The 298-nt window shown below is 40.3% G+C and carries 1 protein-coding gene; it reads right to left on the bottom strand.

Features of this window, described 5'->3' with window-relative positions:
* Positions 1-101 precede the first annotated feature (101 nt).
* The gene (locus F0L68_RS45490) at positions 102-290 is read right to left on the bottom strand and encodes a hypothetical protein (RefSeq protein ID WP_149855466.1); all 189 of its coding nucleotides are present in this window, start codon (positions 288-290) and stop codon (positions 102-104) included.
* Between the last annotated feature and the right edge of the window lie 8 nt (positions 291-298).

The following is a 298-nucleotide window of genomic DNA, read 5'->3' as shown; positions in this document are numbered from 1 at the left end:
ATACTGCCACCACCAAATTTTACAGTTGGCACAGTATTCTTTGGCAAGTAGGCTTCCCCGTCTTTCCTCCACACCTTATGACGATAATTATGACCAAACAACTATATCTTGCTTTCATCTGTCCATAGGACCTTTTCCCAAAATGAATATTCTTTGTCTTTATGCTCCTTGACGAATTTCAGCCTGGCATCTCTATGTCTTTTCATTAGGAGGGGAGTCTTTCTTGGTGTGCGTGATATCAGTTCCTGTCTATGAAGTTCATTACTTATTGTACGTTTGTTTACTTTGATCCCTCAGG

The organism is Solihabitans fulvus (genome assembly GCF_008386585.1).
Taxonomy (GTDB): Bacteria; Actinomycetota; Actinomycetes; order Mycobacteriales; family Pseudonocardiaceae; genus Solihabitans; species Solihabitans fulvus.
Note: the sequence above shows the minus strand (reverse complement) of the source record. Positions and strands in the feature narration are given on the sequence as shown.